The organism is Microbacterium sp. NPDC077644 (assembly GCF_040702785.1).
Taxonomy (GTDB): Bacteria; Actinomycetota; Actinomycetes; order Actinomycetales; family Microbacteriaceae; genus Microbacterium.
Genome location: NZ_JBFBME010000001.1, coordinates 852,446 through 872,472 on the forward strand (window position 1 = coordinate 852,446; position 20,027 = coordinate 872,472).

Annotated in this window: 16 protein-coding genes; 6 read left to right on the forward strand and 10 right to left on the reverse strand. The window is 69.2% G+C overall.

What is annotated here, in order from left to right:
* Nucleotides 1-38 precede the first annotated feature (38 nt).
* The 5 genes from AB0269_RS04105 to AB0269_RS04125 form a co-directional block, all read right to left on the reverse strand.
* Nucleotides 39-1,358: a permease gene (locus tag AB0269_RS04105; RefSeq protein WP_366209976.1), complete on the reverse strand. Its 1,320-nt coding sequence runs from the start codon at nt 1,356-1,358 to the stop codon at nt 39-41.
* Nucleotides 1,355-2,050 carry an ABC transporter ATP-binding protein gene (locus AB0269_RS04110; RefSeq protein ID WP_366209977.1) on the reverse strand — a complete coding sequence of 232 codons (696 nt, stop codon included), beginning with the start codon at nt 2,048-2,050 and terminating at the stop codon, nt 1,355-1,357. Before AB0269_RS04110 ends, AB0269_RS04105 begins: the two co-directional genes overlap by 4 nt.
* 111 nt (nt 2,051-2,161) lie before the next feature.
* Nucleotides 2,162-3,241, reverse strand: coding sequence for a GNAT family N-acetyltransferase (locus tag AB0269_RS04115; RefSeq protein ID WP_366209978.1), 1,080 nt, complete (start codon nt 3,239-3,241; stop codon nt 2,162-2,164).
* Complete coding sequence (locus tag AB0269_RS04120; protein ID WP_366209980.1) at nt 3,238-4,326, reverse strand: GNAT family N-acetyltransferase; 1,089 nt, start codon at nt 4,324-4,326, stop codon at nt 3,238-3,240. Before AB0269_RS04120 ends, AB0269_RS04115 begins: the two co-directional genes overlap by 4 nt.
* Before the next feature lie 17 nt (nt 4,327-4,343).
* Nucleotides 4,344-4,643, reverse strand: coding sequence for a hypothetical protein (locus AB0269_RS04125; protein ID WP_366209982.1), 300 nt, complete (start codon nt 4,641-4,643; stop codon nt 4,344-4,346).
* 500 nt (nt 4,644-5,143) lie between these two features.
* Between AB0269_RS04125 and smc the strand changes: the two genes are divergently transcribed.
* Genes smc through AB0269_RS04140 form a run of 3 tightly spaced genes read left to right on the forward strand, consistent with a single transcriptional unit; the run spans nt 5,144 to nt 10,145 of the window.
* Nucleotides 5,144-8,695, forward strand: coding sequence for a chromosome segregation protein SMC (smc, locus tag AB0269_RS04130; protein WP_366209983.1), 3,552 nt, complete (start codon nt 5,144-5,146; stop codon nt 8,693-8,695).
* Between the two features lie 52 nt (nt 8,696-8,747).
* Nucleotides 8,748-9,623 (forward strand): signal recognition particle-docking protein FtsY, encoded by an 876-nt coding sequence (gene ftsY / locus AB0269_RS04135; RefSeq protein WP_175986474.1) that lies wholly within the window; start codon nt 8,748-8,750, stop codon nt 9,621-9,623.
* Nucleotides 9,624-9,644: 21 nt separating this feature from the next.
* Nucleotides 9,645-10,145: a DUF2004 domain-containing protein gene (locus AB0269_RS04140; protein WP_366209984.1), complete on the forward strand. Its 501-nt coding sequence runs from the start codon at nt 9,645-9,647 to the stop codon at nt 10,143-10,145.
* Nucleotides 10,146-10,161: 16 nt separating this feature from the next.
* On the opposite strand, the gene AB0269_RS04145 is transcribed toward AB0269_RS04140, so the two are convergent.
* The 4 genes from AB0269_RS04145 to lipB form a co-directional block, all read right to left on the reverse strand.
* On the reverse strand, nt 10,162-10,845 hold the full coding sequence (locus tag AB0269_RS04145) for a GNAT family N-acetyltransferase (protein ID WP_366209985.1): 684 nt from the start codon (nt 10,843-10,845) through the stop codon (nt 10,162-10,164).
* Nucleotides 10,842-13,238, reverse strand: coding sequence for a hypothetical protein (locus tag AB0269_RS04150; RefSeq protein WP_366209986.1), 2,397 nt, complete (start codon nt 13,236-13,238; stop codon nt 10,842-10,844). Before AB0269_RS04150 ends, AB0269_RS04145 begins: the two co-directional genes overlap by 4 nt.
* 84 nt (nt 13,239-13,322) lie before the next feature.
* Entirely contained in the window at nt 13,323-14,312 is a 990-nt protein-coding gene (gene lipA, locus AB0269_RS04155; RefSeq protein WP_366209987.1) for a lipoyl synthase, read from the reverse strand.
* The gene (lipB, locus tag AB0269_RS04160) at nt 14,309-14,962 is read right to left on the reverse strand and encodes a lipoyl(octanoyl) transferase LipB (RefSeq protein WP_366210497.1); all 654 of its coding nucleotides are present in this window, start codon (nt 14,960-14,962) and stop codon (nt 14,309-14,311) included. Before lipB ends, lipA begins: the two co-directional genes overlap by 4 nt.
* Before the next feature lie 78 nt (nt 14,963-15,040).
* On the opposite strand from lipB, the gene AB0269_RS04165 reads away from it, so the two are divergent.
* Nucleotides 15,041-15,640 carry a TetR/AcrR family transcriptional regulator gene (locus AB0269_RS04165; RefSeq protein WP_366209988.1) on the forward strand — a complete coding sequence of 200 codons (600 nt, stop codon included), beginning with the start codon at nt 15,041-15,043 and terminating at the stop codon, nt 15,638-15,640.
* Between the two features lie 36 nt (nt 15,641-15,676).
* Nucleotides 15,677-17,233, forward strand: a complete 1,557-nt coding sequence (gene ffh, locus AB0269_RS04170) for a signal recognition particle protein (protein WP_227530241.1) — start codon at nt 15,677-15,679, stop codon at nt 17,231-17,233.
* Between the two features lie 12 nt (nt 17,234-17,245).
* Here ffh and AB0269_RS04175 read toward each other — a convergent pair whose 3' ends face one another.
* Nucleotides 17,246-18,952 (reverse strand): glycerol-3-phosphate dehydrogenase/oxidase, encoded by a 1,707-nt coding sequence (locus AB0269_RS04175; protein ID WP_366209989.1) that lies wholly within the window; start codon nt 18,950-18,952, stop codon nt 17,246-17,248.
* Between the two features lie 90 nt (nt 18,953-19,042).
* On the opposite strand from AB0269_RS04175, the gene AB0269_RS04180 reads away from it, so the two are divergent.
* Nucleotides 19,043-20,008, forward strand: a complete 966-nt coding sequence (locus AB0269_RS04180; protein WP_366209991.1) for a sugar-binding domain-containing protein — start codon at nt 19,043-19,045, stop codon at nt 20,006-20,008.
* Nucleotides 20,009-20,027: the final 19 nt, after the last annotated feature.

Genomic DNA, 20,027 nt, shown 5'->3' on the forward strand with positions numbered 1-20,027 from the left:
GTCGGAAACGCCGTGCGGGAGCGGAAGCCTCCGCCGGGTCACACGGATCCGAACGCGCGACCCAGCAGCGGGCGGGTGATCCGCGTGCTCACCCAGACGATCCCGACCCCTGCCGCGAGCACGGCGACGATCGTGAGGATCGAGACGGGTTGGACGATCAGGGCGATCCCGATCAGCGGGAAGACGAGCACCGCAGCGCACAGTGCGGAGCCTATCGCCGTGAGCAGGAGCGGCGCCATCACAGCGCGCGTCCGCGCGGCATCGACCGTCGCCATCGGCACGCCGAGGAAGTGCAGACTCCCGTGCAGCTCGCGTTGGTCGAGGATGCCGGATGCCTGATTCACACCGACCGAGACCGCGACCATGAGGAACGACGCGATCAGCGTGATGATCAGGCCGGTCCGGATGTCGGCCCCCAGAAAGGCTTCGACGCCGGCCTGCGGCCCGCCCATGGTGTCGACCAGAGCGACGCCGGTTCCCGCGAACACGGCCATGAAGCTCGCCATCGCAACGCCGCTCACCTGGCGCCAGGCGGCCTTCGGCGATTCGAGCACGAGCCTGGCGGCCAGGAGTCGCGATGCTGATTCGGCGCGCCGCAGCGTCCGGTTCGCATGGACCTTCAGCGCCCACGGACCGACGAGGTTCAGCACGGCGAGAGCCGCCGCGAACATGCCGGCAACGACGATGATCGTGATCATCAGGCCGGTTGTGCCGGGAAAGAGCTGCATCGTCATGAACGCGGTGACGAGCACGACGACCGCGAGGACACCGCGCAGCCAGTGCACACGGGGCGCGGCAGCTCGGGTCCGCACGCTCAGAGGGGAGATCACAACCAGCCGCAGCCCGATCGCGGCGCTCACGCCGGCCAATGCGATCACTCCGGCGACGATGGTCGTGATCGCGAGCGGGGAGAGCAGGACGGCACCGGCGCCGAGCGCCTCGCCGCGGAACGGGATCAGGCCGATCAATGGCACCGCCGCGAGATACCCGACGACTCCGGCCGCTGCACCGGCCGCCGCGACCAGGGTCGATTCGACCACCGTCGCGCCGACGACGCCGGCGGGGGAGACGCCCAGCAGACGCAGGGTCGAGAGCCGCTCGTCGCGCCGACGAGCGGAGAGCCGGGCCGCAGCACCGCCGAGACCGACGAGCGGGACGACGAGCAGCACGAGCGCGATCGCGGCCAGTGCCTGATAGAGACCGGCATCGGGGTCCGTCCACGACCAGAACGCCTGCGCTCCGCCGACGACGATGAGCACGAGCGAGGTGACCAGGGCGAACGCGACGGCGGGGAGCGCTATGACACCGCCCTGACCTCGGCCGGGTCGCAGAAGCAGAGCGAGGACTTTGGCGTTCATGCCTGCACCTCGGCCGTGGCGATGCGGCCGTCGCGAACGCGCACGGTGCGCGAACAGCGTGCTGCGACTTCCGCATCGTGCGTCACGACGATCAGCGTGCGTCCCTGCCCGGTGGTCGACCAGAGCAGTGCATCCATGACGTCTGCGGAGGTGTGCGAATCGAGTGCGCCGGTGGGTTCGTCGGCGAAGACGACCTCTGCGCCGGTCACCTGAGCGCGCGCGATCGCGACCCGCTGCGCCTGGCCCCCGGACAGTTCGCCGATGCGTCGGTCCTCGAAGCCGGCGAGGCCGAGCGAGGCCATCCAGCCCGCCGAATGCTCGATCGCGGCGCGACGCGGTGCGCCGTTGATCATCATGGCGAGAGCGACGTTCTCGATCGCGGTGAGCTCGGGGATGAGGAGGCCCTGCTGGAATACGAAACCGAAGGACTCCCTGCGCAGACGCGATCGGTCGCGTTCGCCCAGCAGCGACACCTCGATCGGTGCACCGGCGGCGGGGGTGAATCGAACGCTGCCGGAGTCCGGTGCCGTGATCCCGGCGAGCACGTGCAGCAGCGTGGTCTTGCCTGACCCGGAGGCGCCCATGATCGCGACCGACTCGCCGCGCTGGACGGTCAGATCGACGCCTGCGAGAGCCGTGGTGGCGCCGAAGGTCTTGGTCAGGGATTGGGCTTCGATGACGGGAGTGCTCATGCTCTCCACGATTTCGCGCCGGCGGCATCCGCGTCGTCAACCTGCCGACGCAGATGGCCGGCCGGACATACACCTCGAGGATGATGTTCGGCCGGCCGGCCGCCCGGCGGCTCAGCTCAGACGCTTCTGCCACGCGCCGGCGTAGGACGCCGGGACGAAGCCGATCGCCTCGTTGATGTCGAGCATCGGCCGGTTCTCCTCGGCGTTGAACGTGGAGATCTTCGGCGAGTGCGGAGCGACGTCCCGCCAGCGCAGCAGGTTCGCGCACTTCACGATCGTGCCCAGGCGCTTGCCACGGTGCTCCTTCGTGACGAGCGTTCCCCACTGGTGCGTGACGCCGGCCGGGTCGGTGCCGATGACGAGCTCGTTGAAGGCGACCATGTCGCCGCTCGACTCGTGGATCACCGCGGCGACCGAGACCGTGTGGCCGCCGGCGAGGAACTTCGCATCGCGCCTGGCGACGCGACCCTCGTCCCAGATCTCCTCGTCGATCTGGAGATCGCCGCTGGGGACGTCCGTGGCCATCCGCGCGATCACGCTGCCGTAGCCGGCACGCAGATGAGCCGGTGTCGGCAGGGTCCACGTGACCACTCGATAGTCGGGACCTGCGAATGCGGTCGCCTCGGCGAGGCGGACCTCGACGGCATCGAGCGGCGTCTCCAGGGGGAGGATGCTGTTGCGTTCCACCTGCTCCAGCAGATAGCCGTTGGCTGCCAGCAGGTCGCTCAGCGCGGTCGGCGACACCTCGCCCCAACCGGTCGCCGGCTTCAGCAGCCGCTCGCCCGCGGGCGTCGCGGGATGCAGCGTCCACGTCATCAGCGCCGTGCGCCCGATCTCGCGGGCCGCCTGCTCGAGGCGCTCGAGCAGCGCCTGACCGACGCCGCCCTGCGCTTGCGGCGGGAGCAGCATGAACTCGAGCTCGGCGGAGGTCGTGCCCTCCGCCGTCGCGGTCGTGATCATGGCGACTCCGAGCACCTCTCCGTTCTCCCGCGCGACGAAACCGCGACGGAGCCGGTCGGTCTGGTCGAGCCAGTTCGGCAGCACCTGTTCCGCGGTGTCGCTGAGGTCGTCGATGCCCGCGTCGATCTCCGCGGCGCGGTTGCCCAGCTCGACCATGGCACGGAAGTCCGCACCGTCCTCCGCGTCGGCGCGGGACGGAATCACCAGGTCGGTGATGGTCGCATCGCTCATGTCAGTTCCTTCTTCCAGGCGCCCACGTACGAGACGGGCGCGAATCCGATGGCCTCGTTGATGTCGAGCATCGGCCGGTTCTCTTCGGCGTTGTACGTGATGACGCCGGGGGAGTCCGGGTATGCCGTCTGCCAGGTCATGAGACCCGCGGTCTTCACGAGCATGCCCAGTCGGTGACCGCGGTGCGATGCGAGCACCAGGGTGTCCTCCTGGTGCGAGACGACCGAGGTGTCGGCGTCGATCGCGAGCTCGTTGTAGGCGCACAGCTCACCGCTCGCGATGTGCTCGGCAGCCGTCACGAGCACACTGATCCCGCGCTGGGCATACCGGTCGTCATGCCGGGCGACGCGGTCGGCGTCCCACTTCTCCGCCGGCATGCCGAGGTCGGCGTCGGGCACATCCGTCGACATGTGCTCCTTCATCCAGGCGTACCCGGCGACGTGCTCGGGCGGTGTCGGCAGCATCCACTGCACGACGCGGTATCCGTCAGCCGCCTGCTCGGCGACTGCTCGGGCGCCGCGGATGCGGCCCTGCGCAGCGTCCGACCAGCGGAGCATGCTCACCCGCTCGACCTGCTCGAGCGAGTATCCGTGCCGGAGCAGGAAGCGCGCGTGATGATCGCACGGGATCGCGCCGAAGCCTGTCGGCGATGGCAGCGGCTCGGCGTCGGAGGAAGGATGCTCGACCCAGGCGAGCAGTCGGCTGACACCGGCATCCCTCGCCGCGCTCTCGAGGTGCGGAAGCACGGAGGATCCGAGGCCTCGCCCCCACGCACTGTGCAGCAGGCTGATGATCGTGATGGCGGTGGTGCCGCCCGAGTCGGCCATGATGTTCAGCGTCGCGACCCCGACCATCTCATCGCCCTCGGTCACGTACCACTGGGTGCGCGTGTACTCGGGGTTGGATCGCAGCATGGGCAGCAGCGATTCCGGTACGACGTCGTCGTCCGGGCGACCGGTCACATCTCGGATGGACCGGTTGCGCACGTCGGCGTACGCGCGGATCGTTTCGGTGGGCGCTGCATCCGCCCGTGCCGGAAGCACGAGCGGATGCAGCGCTGCGGTCTCGCTCAGCCGAATGCTCATCATGGACTCCTCGCGGATCACAGCATGTGCCGCTGCATATCGTGGGTGAGCATCGCCAGCATCTCGCGCTCGGTGAAGCGCTCGTCACGGGCGCTGCGCCGTGCATCGAGCAGGCGTACGGCTTCCTCCCGGCTCATCGTGTGCCGGCTCCGGCCCGAACGCTGTGTGCGCAGCAGGAGCCAGAGACCGAGACGCAGCGACAGCCGGTCGGTGAGAGCCAGGTCGTTCCGGTCGCTCGGAACGGTCAGTTCGAGGACCTCCTGGTCCTCGGGACAGGGTGGATGGGTGGTGCTGCGCAGCAGCGTTTCAGTACTCACGAGAGTGCTCGTTTCTTGTCGATTTCGCGGAGGGTTGATTGCGCTGAGCCCGGTGAAGCCGGGGCGCGGGCGGCGGTCGCGAAGGCGAGACGGCCCTGGATGCAGAGGTCGAACAGGTCGACCGATGCGTGGAAGCGGCGGGAACCGGCGGAGATCAGGCCGAAAGGGCGGGGATCTCAGGCTGCGGTTCTATGCGAGCGCGCTACGACGGACGCCGAAAGCCGAGGACGCATTGCCGGCAGCGCGCGCAGTATCGAAGCCTGCGATGGCCGGTGTGGTGATTGCGGTAATCATGAGCGTCCTCCTTTCGTGAGCGATCCGGGTTGCAAAGCTAGTACCTGCCGCCGCGGGACGTCAAGCATTTTCTCAGCCACCGGCGTGTCGGCCCGCGTGGCGATACGCACGACCGCCGCGCGGGATGCCGGAGAATCCGCGGGATTCCGATAGCGTTACGGCGTGATTCTTGCAGGCCGTCTTCTCACCCGTGGGGCGGTGCGCCCGTGCATCTGAAGAGCCTGACTCTCAAGGGCTTCAAGTCGTTCGCCCAACCGACATCGTTCGTCTTCGAGCCCGGTGTCACGTGCATCGTCGGCCCCAACGGCTCCGGCAAGTCGAACGTCGTCGATGCGCTCGCCTGGGTCATGGGCGAGCAGGGAGCCAAGACGCTGCGTGGCGGGAAGATGGAGGACGTCATCTTCGCGGGCACCTCGACCCGCGGGCCGCTCGGTCGTGCCGAGGTGCAGCTCACGATCGACAACAGCGATGGCGCGCTGCCGATCGAGTTCGCCGAGGTGACGATCAGCCGGACGCTGTTCCGCAACGGGTCGAGCGAGTACGCGATCAACGGATCGAGCTGTCGACTGCTCGACGTTCAGGAGCTGCTCAGCGACTCGGGCCTGGGCCGCGAGATGCACGTCATCGTCGGTCAGGGCCGCCTCGACACGGTGCTGCAGGCTTCGCCCGAGGACCGGCGCGGATTCATCGAGGAAGCCGCCGGCATCCTCAAGCACCGCAGGCGCAAGGAGAAGACCCTGCGCAAGCTCGACGCGATGGAGGCGAACCTCACGCGACTGAGCGATCTGGCCGGGGAGATCCGTCGTCAGCTGAAGCCGCTGGGTCGACAGGCCGAGATCGCGCGCGAGGCGCAGACCATCGCCGCGGTGGTGCGCGACGCCAAGGCTCGGATCTTCGCCGACGACGTCGTCGCGCTGCGGACCTCGCTGGCCGACCACGCCCGCACCGAACAGGAGCGTCACACCGAGCGACTCGTCCTCACGGAGCAGGCCGACACGGTGCGCGCCGGCATCGCGAAGCTCGAAGCCGACCAGAACTCGGCGGCGGTCGACGAGGCACGGCGGGTCGCCTTCGGTCTCGAGCAGGTGCAGGAGCGGATGCGCTCGCTGTACACCCTGGCCAATCAGCGGCTCGCACTGCTCGGCTCCGAGGAGGACGACGCGGCCGTCGCCTCGGTCACGGTGACGCAGGTCACGATCGACGACGCGAAGGACGAGATCGCGCAGGTCTCGGCGGGGCTGGGCGATGCGCAGGATGCGGCGTCGGCCGCCAGCCGCGAGGTCGTGAACGCCCGTGCCGAGCTCGACACCCTCGACGTCGACATCGCCGAGCAGAGCGCTCTCGTCTCGGAGCACGACATGCGCCTGACGGCGTTGCGCGGAACCGCGGATGCCACGGCATCCGCCCTCGCTGCCGTCCGCGGCGCGGTGCTCCGGCAGGAGAATGCGCTCGAGGCCGCGCACGAGCGTCGCCGCGAGGCCGCGGAAGCGCTCGAGCAGTTCGAGCATGCTGCAGCTCCCGAGGGCAGCGCGGCCGAGCACGCCGCCGCATACGAGACGGCCCAGCGCGACGCGACGACCGCTGAGACCGACCTCGAGGCGCTGCGCGAGCGTCTGCACTCCGCCGAGCGCGAGGCCGAATCGCTGACGGCGAAGGCGTCGGCGCTGTCGAGTGCGCTCTCGCTGTCGGGCGGGGCGGCAGAGGTCGTGAAGTCCGGAGCGACCGGCGTCCGCGGCCTCGTCGGCGACGCCGTGCAGGTCACTGCAGGGTACGAAGCGGCGATCGCCGCGGTCCTCGGCCCCCTCGCCGAGGGCGTGCTGGTCGACGACGCCGACGCCGCCTATCGGCTGGCCGTGTCGTCCTCCGAACAGAACCGCGGAGTCGTCGACTTCGTGATCGCCGACGCCCTGCGCGGTGCCGCCGCGCTGCCCGAGGTCGCCGGAGCGACGCCGGCGCACGCCGTCGTCACCGCGCCCGACGGCGTGCTCGGCATCCTCGCTCACGTGCTCGTCGCCGAGGACCTCGATGCCGCGCGGCGTGCGCGTGCTGCACTCGACGCCCTCGGCGAGACCTCTGCCACGATCGTCACGACGGGCGGCGACGTGATCACGGCTCAGACGCTGCGCACCGGGGCCGGAGGCGAGCGCTCCCGTCTGGAACTCACGGCCGAGCGCGATGCCGCACAGGAACGGCTGGCCGAGGTCCGCGTGATCGTCGACTCGCTGCGCGAGGCGCGCGAGGAGTCGGCCGAACGCGTCGAGACGACGCGCCGCCACGCGAGGGAGGCACTGCGTGCGCTCCGCGAGCACGATGCGGCGCTGGCGACCCACGCGGAGCAGGTGAACCGGGTGACCGTCCGGCATGAGTCCGCTGTGGCCGAGTGCGAACGCCTCGAGTCCGGCCTCGCCCAGGCGCAGGCCGCTGTCGCGGATGCCGAGACTGCGGCGACCGCTGCGAAGACCGAGCTCGAGCAGGCCGAGGCCACTCCGCGTCCTGTGCTGGACGCATCGGCGCGCGACGGACTCCTCGAGGCGCTCGAGACGGCGCGCGAGGGCGAGGTGCGTGCCCGGCTCGAGATCGAGACGCTTCGCGAGCGGATCCGTGCGGCGCAGGCGCGCGTCGCCGGCCTGGAACGTCAGCGTGAGCAGGAACGCGATGCGGCGGCCGAGGCGGCACGCCGTGCGGTGGTCCGGCGGGCGCAGCGCGAAGCGGCATCCGGCGTCGCAGCCGAACTGCCGCGCATCCTCGATTCGCTGGACCGGTCGGTGACCGAGGCGCGTGTCGCGCTCACCGAGGCGGAGAGCGCGAGGTCGGCGCAGAACGAGGAGCTCACCGCGCTGCGGGCGCAGGAGACCTCGTTGCGCGAGCGGCTCGCGGGACTGACCGAGAGCGTCCACGGGCTCGAGCTGCAGATCCACGAGAAGAAGCTGCACCTGACGAGTCTGCTCGAGCGCGTGGCATCCGAGCTGGCTCTCGACGAAGATATTCTCATTGCGGAATATGGGCCGGACGAGCTCGTTCCCCGGGACCCGCTGGCCGAGCCGGATGCCGAGGCGATCGACGGTGTCGATGCCACCGCGATCCCGTACGACCGTCGCATGCAGGAGCGCAGGCTCGCCGAGGCCGAGCGCAAGCTCACGCAGCTCGGACGGGTCAACCCGCTCGCCCTCGAGGAGTTCGCCGCGCTCGAACAGCGTCACGCCTTCCTGACCGAGCAGCTCGCCGATCTGACCCAGACGCGCCAGGATCTGCTCACGATCATCGCCGACCTCGACGAGCGCATGCAGACGATCTTCGCGAGCGCGTTCGAAGACACCAAGCAGGCGTTCGGCGAGGTGTTCCCGCTGCTGTTCCCCGGCGGATCGGGCAGCATCTCGCTCACCGATCCCGACAATATGCTCACGACGGGAATCGAGGTTGCGGTCAGGCCGGTCGGCAAGAAGATCGAGCGCCTTTCGCTGCTCTCGGGCGGCGAACGGTCACTTGCCGCCGTGGCTCTCCTGGTGGCGATCTTCAAGGCCAGGCCGAGTCCGTTCTACATCCTCGACGAGGTCGAGGCCGCACTCGACGACGCGAACCTCGGGCGACTGTTGAGCGTGTTCGAGCAGCTCCGGGAGAGCTCGCAGCTGCTGGTCATCACGCACCAGAAGCGCACGATGGAGATCGCCGACGCCCTGTACGGCGTCTCGATGCGTCAGGACGGCGTCTCGGCCGTGGTCGGCCAGCGTGTCGGCGACCGGGCCGCCGCCGCGAGCTGAGCATCCGGCGTCCGCCGCAACTGCACAGGGCCTAACCGCATAGGCTGGTGTCATGGCGGAGAAGTCCTGGTCCCTCGGCCGCGCACTGCGCGGCATGTTCGTCAAGCCCACGATCGATGAGACGACGTGGGAGGACCTCGAGACCGCGCTGATCACGGCCGACTTCGGTCCCGACATCACGGAGCGGATCGTCGACGAGCTGCGCGACAAGGTCGAGCGCTACCGCACGACGGACCCGAAGGATCTTCAGCGGATGCTGCGCGAGACGCTCGAAGAGCACTTCGCGAAGTTCGACACGACTCTCAAGCTCACCGAGCGTCCGGCGGTGGTGCTCGTCGTCGGCGTCAACGGCGTGGGCAAGACCACGACGATCGGCAAGTTCACGAAGTTCCTGCGCGGCTATCAGCGCAGCGTCGTCGTCGGTGCGGCGGACACGTTCCGGGCCGCCGCCGTCGACCAGCTCGCCACCTGGGCCCAGCGCGGGGGAGCGGCGATCATCCGACCTCAGCAGGAAGGTCAGGATCCGGCATCCGTCGCCTATCAGACGATCGAGTTCGCGCAACGCGAGGGCATCGAGATCGCGATCATCGACACCGCGGGGCGCCTGCACACCAAGGGCGGTCTGATGGACGAGCTGTCCAAGATCCGCCGTGTCATCGAGAAGCAGGCGCCGATCAGCGAGGTGCTGCTGGTACTGGATGCGACCACCGGGCAGAACGGCGTGATGCAGGCCGAGGCGTTCCTGCAGCATGCCGGCGTGACGGGCCTCGTGATCACGAAGCTGGACGGTTCGGCCAAGGGAGGCTTCGTCCTCGCGGTGCAGGAGCGCACCGGCATCCCGGTGAAACTCCTCGGTCAGGGCGAGGGGATCGACGACCTCACCGGATTCACTCCGCACGTGTTCGTGGCATCCCTTGTCGGGCAGTGATCGGACTGGTTTCATAGCGTTATGGCGATCGAACACGACTACTTCGGGCTCCTGTCGTCGGGGCCGGACGGCTCGATCTTCTGGAGCGAGACGGTCGATCTCGGAGACCAGACGGTCACGGTCGACCTGACCGCGCCCGATCAGGACGACATCTCGCCCGACGCCCTCGACATCGCCGCGGCGCTCATCTCAGGCCTGGAGAACGTGGATGCCGCGGCACGACGCGGCATGCTCGCGGAGGTCGACGATCGCACGAGCGAGGTGACCGAGTTCATCCTGCAGCAGCAGGAGGCGTTCGGTGAGGACCTGCCCGACATGCTGATCGACGTCAGCGGTGACGACGCGGTCGACATCATCCGGTCGTTGCGCCTCATGAGTATGACGATCCTCGCCGATGAGCACGGCGGCACCGAGCCGTTCGCCGTGCTCGAGTACGCCCTCGACGCCGACGACACGGACGAGGTGCTGCTCGTGAACCTCGCATCCGACGGCTCCGTCCAGTCCGTCATGAGCGCCGACTGATCGTCCGGACGGGCATTCAGAGCGGCGAGCGCGCGATCGCGGCGTAGCGGTCCAGAGCCAGAGCGCGGATGCCGCCGTCGACGGCCGCGGCGTCGCGGAGGCGCCGGGCATCCGGGTCGTCCGCACCGTCGAGGATCTCCTCGAGGTAGCCGCCCACCGCACGGGTCAGCGCGGCGTCCAGCCGTCCACGCGCTGCGATCGTGCCGTCGCGGTCGAAGGCGGCGAGCAGCATCCCGTGCTGCCGCGGCGTCGCGGCCGACAAAGCCGGTTGGAAGTACGGCAGGTCCAGCGCCAGCGCGCCGAAGCGGGCGTAGAACCGGAGCCGCGCAGCAGGATCGCCGTGCAGCGGATGAGGCGCGTGCGCGTCGGGTCGGTCGAACTCTGCCAGCATCAGCCCGGATCCCGGTGCCGGATCGGACAGCACGGCTTCGAGCAGGCCTGACCCGACACCCCTGCCTCTGGCAGCCGGAGACGCGACGAGGTACTGCAGCAGGACGAGGTCGGAGAAGTGCTCGACGACGGCGATTCCCCGCAACCGCCCCTCGTCGTCCCGTGCGAGCAGTGCCTCCGCGTGCCCGGGGAACTGGGCCAGGAAGGCGTCTTCTGACAGGAGCTCCCCCGGCCGGAAGGACGGCGTCAACAGATCGCGGTGCGCACTGCGCAGGGCATCGACGGAGGGCGCCGGGTCATAGGCGATCATCGTGTCGCGCTCCGCCGTGCACCCTGAGATCGACGTGGTCCGCGCCGTTGCAGGGACAGCACGACCATGAGAGCACCACTGCCAATGGCCACCGCGAGGATGATGATGAGGAACCACCAGGTGATGTCGCCCTGCAGTCCGAACCCGGCCTGCAGCACGGAGACGAGCCCCGACACTCCGATCACCGCGAGGATCACGCCGAGGACCCGCTCGACGCGCTCCGTGGTGCGTTCCCGCTCGGCCTGTCGAGCGTCGAGGATCCGCTCTATTCTGCGGTGGCAGACGTCCAGCAGCGGTTGCAGGCGCGAGCCGAGCACGTCGCGCACGGCTCGCTCGAATCCCTCGCGGAGCAGGTCGTAACGGTTCGATCGGAGCACCGTGTCGAGGTCGACACGCAGCGCCGGCGACGACACGATCGCCGGCGACTCCACGAACAGCATGATCGCCTGCTTGGACTGGACGAAGGACTGCAGTTCCAGCTCGGCGCGTTCGATGACCCGCACGAGGTCGCCGAGATCGTCGATGGCCTGCTTCTGCTGGTCCTGGTCGTCGTCGGCGCTTGCGGCGTCGGTTGCGCCGAGGAGGCGCTCGACCTCGGTCAGGAGCCCCGAGATGCTCTCGGCATGCTCGCGGACCTTGCTCTGCCAGGCCTGGTACATGCCGTGCATGCTGTGCGCGAAGGTGATGAAGCTCTCGATCTCGCTGACGGCGTAGTCGGGGGAGCGGAAGCTCGCGAGGAGGGTGACGTTGGAGTTCGCGGCGAGCAGTTCGTCGTTGAGGTGCAGCAGCTCGAACGGGTTCGCTCCGGCCACATCGTACATGGTCCAGTCGGCGACGCCGGATGCCCCCGCGGGCAGAGGATGCAGCAACGGCTGCGCTCCCCACAGGCCGCTGATCTCGCGCGCGGAGGCGAGCGGTGTGCGCAGGCCCCGTTCGTCGCTCGAGGCGCGTTCGACGGTCACGAGGACGCCGAACGAACCGGCGCGGGCGGAGATCGGGTCGGCGTAGGCTGACTTTCCGCGCGCGTTCGCGCGATCGTCACGGGCGCGCCGCAGCAGCGAGCGCAGGTCGTCGAGGATCGCGGCCACGACGTCGGCCAGCCGCGACAGCCGGGCGCGCGGATCCGAGCGCGGATGCAGATGCAGCACCCCGGGAATCTCGGTCAGGTCGCCGTACACCGGCGTCGCGAGGTTGACGATCTGCGCGACGTCGAACGCCGCGGCATCCTCCAGATCGATGTCGAACAGGACGGTGTGGTTGCCGAGCTCCGACAACTGCACCTGGGTGCGGATCCGGAGCCCGCCGGGTCCCGCCGCGTGTCCGTCGAGCAGAAGGTCCTCCAGCTGGAAGGTCGAGCCCCGGTAGCGCCGGCCGAGGCTGTCCGAGCCCTGCCAGACATCGCTGAGGGTCAGCCGCCGCAGCACCTTCGTCACCCGCAGCGGCCCCAGGCGGGCCTCCTGGCGCTGCGAAGCCACGAGCTCTCGGACGCCGTCGACGTCTGCGGTCATGTCCTCGGATCCGTGCTGCATGACCCCGAACCCGTAGACGATGCGCACGCGACCCTCGTCGATGTGCAGCCAGGGGCGCTCCGCCGCAGCGGCGACGGTCTGGAGGGAGGCGAGGTGACCGCGGAGCTCGCTCGCATCGATCGGGCGGAAGCCGCCGTCATCGATGAGTTCGCTGATGCGCACGATGTCTGCGCTGACGTCGTGCACTCGGCGGGCGAGGAGGGCCGAGGTGGCGATCGCGATCTCGTTGACCGCCCGGTAGTAGCGGTGCTCGGAGCGCGACTCGGCGATGAGGGCCGCGCGCGCCGGATGGGTGGGGAGTTCGCGCGCCGCCTGCCGCACCGGTGCGATCCTCTCGATCGCGTCCGCCGTCACGGCGATCACGGCGTCGAGGTTTCCGGTGAGCAGGGCGGCCTCGACGTCGAACTCGTGATTCATGAATCGCAGCAGATCCCAGGCGACGGCATCCGCGCCGGATGGGGAGAGTGCGGCCGCCGCGTCGGATGCCGCGTTCACTGCCGCGCGGATCAGCGAGTGATCCCAGTTGAGCTCCCACGCCTCGTTCACGAGATTGCGAAGATACATCGCCAGGACGACGCCGCCGAGCGGGACGGCGGATGCCGCGCGCACCGCGGGCGGGAGCAGGTTGCCGAGCCGGATGCCGTGCACGGTGTGCCCGTCGTCGACGCCGTCGGCGACCACGCTCTGCCACCAGTCGAGGCTCAGCACCTCGCGGATCTCCTCGTGCTGCTGTTCGGTCAGCGCGCTCTGCGACCCGTCATCGCGCTGGGCCGTGAAGGCGTCCGACAGCCACTTCTGCGCGGCGTCGGCGTCCTCGTTCGCGAGCGCGAAGATGCTCGCGTCGATCTCGTCGTCCCCAGTCATGCCTGCCCCCAGACAGCGCGGCGACCCGCGCTTCGTCCGATTGTGCCCGAAGGGCGGGCACGAGCACCATGCCTGCGGGACAAGTCAGACGGCCTGGGCGAACCCCAGTTCCGCGCCCTCGGCGATGTGCGCCAGGTGCGGGGGGATGTCCCGTCCCTTCGAGATCATCGACTGAGCCCACAGGCGTCCGGCCCGGTACGACGAGCGCACCAGAGGCCCCGCGAGCACGCCGAGGAACCCGATCCGCTCGGCCTCCTCCTTGAACTCGACGAACTCGGCCGGCTTCACCCACCGGGCCACCGGCAGATGGCGCGGTGTCGGGCGCAGGTACTGCGTGATCGTGATGATGTCGCATCCGGCCTCATGCAGGTCGTTCAGCGCCTGGACGACCTCTTCGGGCTCCTCGCCCATGCCGAGGATCAGGTTCGACTTCGTGATGAGTCCGGCTTCGTGCCCCTGCGTGATGACGTTCAGCGAGCGCTCGTACTGGAACGCCGGGCGGATGCGCTTGAAGATGCGTGGCACCGTCTCGACGTTGTGCGCGAACACCTCGGGCCGTGCGTCGAAGATCTGGCCGAGGAAGGCCGGGTCGCCGTTGTGCTCGTTGGCGAGCAGCTCGACCCCGGTATTGGGGTTCTCGGCGTGGATGCGGCGGACGGTCTCGGCGTTCAGCCAGGCGCCGGTGTCGGGCAGGTCGTCACGGGCGACGCTCGTCACGGTCGCGTAGCGCAGCCCCATCTGCTTCACGCTCTCGGCGACGCGGCGGGGCTCATCGGTGTCGTAGGCGTCCGGCTTGCCGGTGTCGATCTGGCAGAAGTCGCACCGGCGGGTGCACTGCGAACCGCCGATGAGGAACGTGGCCTCGCGGTCCTCCCAGCACTCGTAGATGTTGGGGCAACCGGCCTCCTGGCATACCGTGTGCAGGTCCTCGGTCTTCACGAGCGAGTGCAGGGCCTGGTACTCCGGCCCCATCTTCGCCTTGGTCCTGATCCACTCCGGCTTGCGCTCGATCGGGGTCTCGGCGTTGCGGACCTCGAGGCGCAGGAGCTTGCGTCCCTCGGGTGCGGCGCTCATGCGGGGACCGCCTCGTGCGCTGCGTCGGCGTATTCGCGTGAGAACGCCGTGCGCACGGCATCCACGATGTCGGCGGGCGAGACGATGCGGCCGGTCGCCTCGCTGACGGTGGTGACGCCGGCGTCCGTGATCCCGCACGGGATGATGCCGCCGAAGCCGGCGAGCGAGTTGTCGCAGTTGATCGCGAAGCCGTGCATGGTCACGCCGTTCTGCACGCGCACGCCGATGGCCGCGACCTTGTCCTCGCTGAGCGGGCGGCGCACCCACACGCCGCTGCGGCCCTCGACCTGATAGCCGTCGACGCCGAGAGGCCGGAGCAGGTCGATGAGCACGCGTTCGATGCGGCGCACGTGCGCGACGACGTCCATGGGCTCGGGAAGGCGGACGATCGGGTAGCCGACGAGCTGCCCAGGACCGTGCCAGGTGATCTTGCCACCGCGGTCGACGTCGATGACCGGGGTGCCGTCCTGCGGCCGCTCGTGATCTTCTGTGCGCTTGCCCGCGGTGTACACGGCCTCGTGTTCGAGAAGGATGAGCGTGTCGGGCCTTGTGCCCGTCACGACGTCGTGGTGGACCTGCCGCTGCAGTTCCCAGCCGTCGAGGTAGGGGACCAGATTCGGCGCGAGACCCGGGGTGAGGATGTCGAGCATGAGCACCTTCCGTATTCTTGGATGCCGTCTAACAATACATCCCGTCGGTGATGGTCGGGTGCGCGATACGGTGATGAGGTGAAGAACGAGCCTCGCCCAGGGCGTCCCCGCGCGTCGTCGCGCGAGACGCTGGCCGAGGCGGCCTGCGAGCTGTTCCTCGAGCAGGGGTACGACGCGACGTCCGTCGCCGACATCACGCAGCGTGCCGGGGTGAGCCGCTCGAGCTTCTTCAACTACTTCTCCTCGAAGAGCGATGTCCTGTGGTCGGGCCTCGATGCCCGCATCGACGACGCGCTCGGCGCGCTCGCCTCGCTCGGTCCGGATGCCGATGCCGACGCCGTGCACGGCATCTTGCTGGAGGTGGTCCGCGGCTTCGCTCCCGACCCGCTGGCGCTCGCGCTGCGCAACGCGACGGCGATGGGGCTGGAGGAGGAGCTGATCGCCGACACCGGCCTGCGCAGCGCTCGCCTGGCGGATGCCGTCGCCCAGGCCGCCCGCCGAGCGGGGATCGCCGAGATCCCGGCTGCCATCCTGGGCGCGGCGCACGCCACAGCGGTGCTGTCGTCGTTGCGGGTATGGGCCGAGCAGGGAGCAGGTCGGGGGTCTCCCGATGCGCTCGTGCGCGACGCGCTGGGGCTGATCCACGATCTGCCGTGGCGCGGCACTCGCATGCGCTGAGCGTGGAGGCTCCGCTCGCGTAGAATCGGGAGCACCATGGCTACATTTGGCACGCTCTCCGATCGGCTGACCGAAACCTTCCGCAATCTGCGCACGAAGGGAAAGCTCACCGCCGCCGACGTCGACGGCACCGTCCGCGAGATCCGTCGCGCGCTCCTCGACGCCGACGTCGCTCTGCAGGTCGTCAAGGATTTCACCGCCAAGGTGCGCGAGCGCGCGCTCGGCGACGAGGTCAACAAGGCGCTGAACCCGGCGCAGCAGGTCGTGCAGATCGTCAACGAGGAGCTCATCGGCATCCTCGGCGGCGAGCAGCGCCGCCTCGAGTTCGCGAAGACCCCGCCCACCGTCATCATGCTCGCCGGCCTCCAGGGATCGGGTAAGACGACCTTCGCCGGAAAGCTCGCCAAGCAGCTCGAGAAGGACGGCCACACCCCGCTTCTCGTCGCAGCCGATCTCCAGCGGCCGAACGCCGTGAACCAGCTGCAGGTCGTCGCCCAGCAGGCCGGCGCCACGATCTACGCCCCGGAGCCCGGCAACGGTGTCGGTGACCCGGTCAAGGTCTCGCGCGACGGCGTCGAGCACGCGCGTCGCCAGCAGCACGACGTCGTCATCATCGACACCGCGGGCCGCCTCGGCGTCGACGCCGAGCTCATGAAGCAGGCCGCCGACATCCGCAAGGCCGTCGACCCGGACGAGGTCCTGTTCGTCATCGACGCGATGATCGGTCAGGATGCCGTCAACACGGCCAAGGCCTTCCAGGACGGCGTCGACTTCACCGGTGTCGTCCTCTCGAAGCTCGACGGCGACGCGCGCGGCGGCGCCGCGCTCTCCGTGGCATCCGTCACCGGCCGTCCGATCATCTTCGCCTCCACGGGCGAGGGCCTGGACGACCTCGAGCCCTTCCACCCCGACCGCATGGCGAGTCGCATCCTCGACCTCGGCGACATCCTCACCCTCATCGAGCAGGCCCAGCAGGCCTTCGACGAGGAAGAGGCCAAGAAGGTCGCCGAGAAGCTCGCGAACGAGGCCTTCACCCTCGAGGACTTCCTCGACCAGCTTCAGCAGATGAAGAAGATGGGCTCGATGAAGAAGATGCTCGGGATGCTCCCGGGCATGGGGCAGATGAAGCAGCAGCTCGACGACTTCGACGAGCGCGAGATCGACCGCACCGAGGCGATCATCCGCTCGATGACTCCGGGGGAGCGTCGCAACCCCAAGGTTCTCAACGGCTCGCGCCGCCTGCGCATCGCCAAGGGCTCCGGCATGACGGTCACCGACGTCAACCAGCTCGTGCAGCGCTTCGACCAGGCCGCGAAGATGATGAAGACCGTCGCCCGCGGCGGCACCCCGAACATCCCCGGCATGGGACCGGTGCCCGGCATGGGGCGCCCCGGCGCGTCGAGCAAGCGCGGCAAGAAGGGCAAGTCCTCGGGTGGCTCGCGCTCCGGGAACCCGGCCAAGCGCGCGGCCGAGAACGCCGGGCTTGCGACCGCCCAGCAAGGAACGGGCAGCGGGTTCGGCCTGGGAGGCGCTCAGCAGGCGCCGAGCGAAGCGGATCTTGCCGAGATCCAGAAGCTCTTCGGCAAGGGCTGAGCCGGGCGGGGCTCAGACCTCGACGCCCTCCGACACCTCCACGCCGTGGGCGTCGCGCAGCTGCGCGGCGGCATCCGCGATCTCGGCGTCCACCTGCACCGCATCCCACCCCATGAGCGGGGCGAGGGCCTCTGCGATCGCGCGCACGACCGGCGCGTCCACGTCTCCCGTGAACGCGAGACTCGTGCGGCGGAAGATGACGTCCGCCACATGGCGCACGTGCTCGTGCTCCACCATCCAGGCCAGCTCGCGGGTGGACAGCGCGTCGCCGACCACCGGAGCGTCGTCGCCTGCGGCGATATACACGGCCACGTCGGCAGCGCGCGTGCCGTAGCGCTCGAAGAGGATGCGGCCGCGCTCGTCGTCGCCGACGTTGTCGCGCAGCCATTCGAGCTTGCGCCGCGGCGTCTTCGGGTAGCCGTTGCCTCCGCCGATGCGAACGCCCGCGGTCCCCGTGATGCGCGTGCGGCCGAGTTCGCCGAGCACGTTGTCGGCGAGGTTCTCACCGAGCGCGCGGAACGTCGTCCATTTGCCGCCGACGAGGCTGAACACCGTGGGCTGTCCGCTGTCCTTGCGGCGCTCGATGCGGTAGTCGCGCGAGACGAAGCCCGGCGCGGTGTCGTCGTGATGCGGCAGCGGCCGGATGCCCGAATACCGGTAGACGATCTGCGAGCGGTCGACGGCGATGGTCGGGAACACGTGCCCGATCAGATCGAAGAAGTAGTCGACCTCCTCCTCGGTGCAGCGTGCGGGCTCGCGCGGGTCGGCCTCGAGGTCGGTCGTGCCGACGAGCACGCGGCCCTTGAGCGGGTAGATGAGCACGATACGGCCGTCGGAGTGCTCGAAGAAGATCTCGCGGCCGCCGGTGGCATCGAGCAGTTCGGGGTGATCGAGCACGATGTGCGATCCCTTGGTACCGCCCATGAACGCGGTCTCGGTTCCGAGCTCCTCGTTGGTGAGGTCGGTCCAGGGGCCGGAGGCGTTGACGACGACGTCGGCCTGCACCGAGAACTCGGCGCCGGTCTCGCGGTCGCGGAGGCGCAGGCCGTCGGCGTCGAGTCCGATGGCCTCGACGTAGTTCAGGGCGCGCGCGCCCTCGTGGGCGGCCAGGCCGTCGCGCAGGACGTCGAGGGCCAGACGCTCGGGGTCGTGAACCGATGCGTCGTAGTACGTCGCCGTGTACTTGATGTTCGCATCGAGGCTCGGGAGCTGCTGGAGGGACTTCCTTCGACCGAGGAAACGGTGCCGCGGAACGCTGCCGCCGTCGCGCGAGAACGTGTCGTACAGGGTCAGCCCGACCTTGATGAGGAATGCGCCGCGCTCGCGCGGCTTGCCCGTCCCATGCGTGAGGAACCGCAGGGGAGCGGTGAGGATGCCGGAGAAGGTGGAGTAGATCGGGATCGTCGTCTGCAGCGGCTTGACGTAGTGGGGTGCGATCTTGAGCAGACCGTTGCGCTCCTGCACGGACTCCTTCACGAGACGGAACTCGCCGTTCTCGAGGTAGCGGATGCCGCCGTGGATCATGTGGCTAGAGGCCGCGGTCGCACCCGAGGCGAAGTCGTTCCGCTCGACGAGGAGGACGTCGACGCCCTGCATCGCGAGATCGCGGAACGTGGAGATGCCGTTGATGCCCGCACCGATCACGACCACGGTGGTCCGCCCCCTCGTGCGGACTGCGGTCACGTCTTCTCGCTCTGCAGGGTTGCTGACGGCGCTCATCGTGTCGTGCCTCCTCGGTGGCTTCTCCTATATCCTGAGCCGGTCAGCACACCTGCGCAAGCCGGTTGCACGAACGTGCAAGGAGGTCGAATGCCCACCCGTACGCCCGACGATCCCAAGGCGGCATCCGCGCTGCGTGCGGCGCAGCTCTACTACCTGCAGGACATGACGATGGATGCCATCGCCGGCGAGCTCGGGTTCTCCAGGTCGTCCGTGTCCCGGCTGCTGAGTCACGCGCGCGACACCGGCCTCGTCGAGGTGCGCATCCATCCGCCGCAGGGACAGGAGCTGCGACTGGAGGAAGCGATCCGGGCGCGTTTCGGCATCGCCGCGCACGTCGTGCCGTCTCCTCAGACGCTGTCGGACGTCGAGCGCTTCGAACGCGTCGCGATGAGCGCCGCTCGCCAATTGCCGCACTACGTCGACTCGAACATGACGCTCGGGATCGCCTGGGGCTCGACGCTCGATGCCATCAGCCGACATCTGCCGAAGAAGGAGACGCACAACTCGACGATCGTGCAGCTCAACGGCGCCGGCAACACCTTCACCAGCGGCGTGGACTACGCCAGCGAGATCCTCCACCGTTTCGGCCAGGCATTCGGGGCGGCGGTGCAGCAGTTCCCCGTCCCGGCGTTCTTCGACGACCCGAAGACGAAGGAGGCCATGTGGCGCGAGCGCAGCACGCGCCGGGTGCTCGAGCTGCAGGCTCGAGCCGACGTCGTTCTCTTCGGCCTGGGCTCGCCCTTCGCGGAAGTGCCGAGCCGGGTGCACATCGGCGGCTATCTCGACCGCTCCGATTACCGGAGCCTGCGCGACGAGCGGATCGTCGGCGATGTCGCGACGACCTTCTATCGCGAGGACGGCAGCTGGAAGGACGTCGAGCTGAACCGTCGGGCGACCGGGCCGGGGTTCACCGTGCTCTCCCGTGTCGCGCGCCGGATCTGCGTGGTCTCCGGTACGCAGCGGCTCACGAGCCTGCGAGGCGCCATCGCAGCCCGGCTCATCACCGACCTCATCCTCGACGAGCACCTCGCCGAGCAGCTCGTGGGCGGCTGAGCGCCGAACACCGGTGCAC